This window comes from Pseudomonas sp. BGI-2, assembly GCF_004310295.1.
In the GTDB taxonomy this organism is placed as follows: domain Bacteria; phylum Pseudomonadota; class Gammaproteobacteria; order Pseudomonadales; family Pseudomonadaceae; genus Aquipseudomonas.
Genome location: NZ_SISB01000092.1, coordinates 1 through 2,325, shown reverse-complemented (window position 1 = coordinate 2,325; position 2,325 = coordinate 1). Strand labels below are relative to the sequence as shown.

Here is a 2,325-nt window from a genome sequence, read left to right as displayed (position 1 = left end):
GCATTACAACCGGCATCGGTACTATGATCCGGAGATTGGTCGGTATCTGACGCCGGACCCGGTGAAGTTGGCGGGTGGGCTGAATCAGTACCAGTACACGCCGAATCCGACGGGGTGGGTTGATCCGTTGGGGTTGAGCGGGAATTGTCCGCCACAGAATAAGCCCGGGTGTGGGGCGCCGGATGATGCGACTGGCGTTAGGGTTGATGAAGGTGAGACGCCTCTGCCGAAAATGGCGGCTGAGCAGCGACGAGCAAGAATTGATGAGTTATCAGAGTCGGTTTTTTATAGGCGCTTGAAGGAAATGGAAGAATCGATTGATGGCGCCCATTTTCAGCAGAAACATGGAGCACAAACAACCCTGCAATCCCAGTTTGATCGGGTGAAGGAAGGCAGAAATCCCACGACAGGAGAAATAGAAAGGTACGAGAAAGGAAAGAAAAAAGGCGAGCCCGTCATTCCTTCAGCCGCGACGCGTTTTCTCAGTCATCGTGATCAATTTAATGCAATACAACGTGCTCAGTTAATTTTTAGGCAAAGTGGTATAGATGCTTCACGACAACCTATTGATATGGGTAAAAAAATAGGTGAAGGGTTTAAAAGGGAGGGATTGCAGTATGGTGAGCAGACTAGAGCGGTCGTCATATTGGACAAAAATGGTAAAGCTAAAACTTCATACACGGAATTTGACTAATGAATAGGCCCTACACGCTGTGGAGTATACGAGGTCTGCTTTTTGTTTTTGATATTGAAAATACGCATGATTTGGAGCGTGAAGAAATTATCGTTTCGAAGAATGTGAATGATGATAAAGAACTTGCCGAGCTTTTTGACGCCTTGCTACGCCCTGAATTTTTTATTTATAGCGAGCAAGAGCGCATTTCATTAATCAAAACTTTGTCTTATTTTTTAGAGATGGGTAATAGTTTTGATGAAATTTTTTCAAAAATGGACACGTATTTTGATGATGAGGTTAAAGATCAAAGGCGGTTTATGACAGTTCTCATTAATTGTTTGGAACGGTATCAAGATCAAGGAAGTGGCATTAATTAATTCCTAAATAAAGAAAAATATGGTGTCTGAACCGATTTTTACCAAAGGGGACTGTGAAGGGGCGGATTTATTTTGTTGCCAGCTTTGAAGGTGTTGCTATAGATCAACCAATAAATCCGTCCCCTTTTACTTGCCTCCCCCCCTTTTTACTTATTTCTCCTTTTTGTGGATTTTGTTTGCGAGTATTGACAGCAAGAAGAATTCGTTTTGTGTCGGATAAGGTATATTTTTAGTGTTGAAAGTAATTGACGAAAAAAAAAGTAAATCGCTTCTTGATCGGATGGATGACGCTGGCTGCGTGTTCAATTTTGTCGTGCTCCGTCCTGAGATAAATGTGACAGTCGACGAATCAGTTCATCGGCAAGCTTTGACCAGGCTTCACGAAAAGCTCATGAAAGATTTGTGGGATTGGCATAACAATTTGATAAAAAATCCCGAGTATATAAATCCAGGTGATCCAGCTATCAGTTGGGAGCTAGACAAGGCTGTGGCTACTGTTTTGAGTCGGGAAGAAATACATAATCTCATTTTGGTCGAAGATTATGAGCGAGGACCGCTGGCGTTTTACGGTTCTTTCCGAGAGCCACCTTATGGAACTGAATTCAAACGAGGAGAGCTTGAGGCTCGGGCGCTATTCCATGAGTGGTGTCAGGCTTTAGGCCTCGAAGAACAGGATGATGTTGAAGTAATAAATTGGGTTAAGGGATTTAAGCGGGAGTGGGTCGATAACGCTGATGCAATTCCAGGGCGCGAATCGTGGAGTGATTACTTCAACGACGGTTTGGAATGGTGGGGGGTGTGGTGTTTGACTATCTGGAATCCTAAACGTCGTATTCTCAGCGCGTTGATTGCAAGTACATCGGACTGAGTAGTGGTGTTTAAGGTGCTCTCGATGACTGCGAAATTTCTGGGCAAGCTCGTCGGAAGTTTCCTTCAACTCGTATCGGTTTCCATGAACTGGTTCGAAATGCATTCCATCGATAGTCTCTGGTGGTCACTGACAATTCAGTGGCGGGGTGTAGGAGCCCTTCAAAGTCGTTGGAAATGTATTGGCGTCGAAGCTTGGTTTGCGGCCGTTAACGTGCGTCCGTAAGATCAGTTGCGGCGGTTGTGCGCGGGCACGCTTCGGCGTGGTCGAGTTTCCAGAGGGTGTCCCTGATTTTGTGTAAACGGGATTTCTATTAAACCGTTAACAGCCGATCTTCAAACTGGATACTGAAGCGATTCAAAGCCGCTTTCCAGTCCCGGATCGGCATTGTCCACTTTTTGCTG

At 45.1% G+C, this 2,325-nt stretch carries 3 protein-coding genes; all 3 read left to right on the top strand.

Annotation, left to right across the window (positions count from 1 at the left end; translation table 11 throughout):
• The coding region (locus tag EYC95_RS29970; RefSeq protein ID WP_131063530.1) for an RHS repeat-associated core domain-containing protein at positions 1-694 on the top strand (694 nt) is incomplete at its 5' end.
• The gene (locus EYC95_RS29965) at positions 694-1,053 is read left to right on the top strand and encodes a hypothetical protein (RefSeq protein ID WP_131063529.1); all 360 of its coding nucleotides are present in this window, start codon (positions 694-696) and stop codon (positions 1,051-1,053) included. The genes EYC95_RS29970 and EYC95_RS29965, both read left to right, overlap by 1 nt.
• Positions 1,054-1,285: 232 nt before the next feature.
• The gene (locus tag EYC95_RS29960; RefSeq protein WP_131063528.1) at positions 1,286-1,921 is read left to right on the top strand and encodes a hypothetical protein; all 636 of its coding nucleotides are present in this window, start codon (positions 1,286-1,288) and stop codon (positions 1,919-1,921) included.
• The last annotated feature ends 404 nt before the right edge of the window (positions 1,922-2,325 follow it).

Coding starts and splice junctions, on each gene's coding strand:
- EYC95_RS29965 (WP_131063529.1), top strand. CDS start 694: ATGAATAGGCCCTACACGCTGTGGAGTATACGAGGTCTGCTTTTTGTT.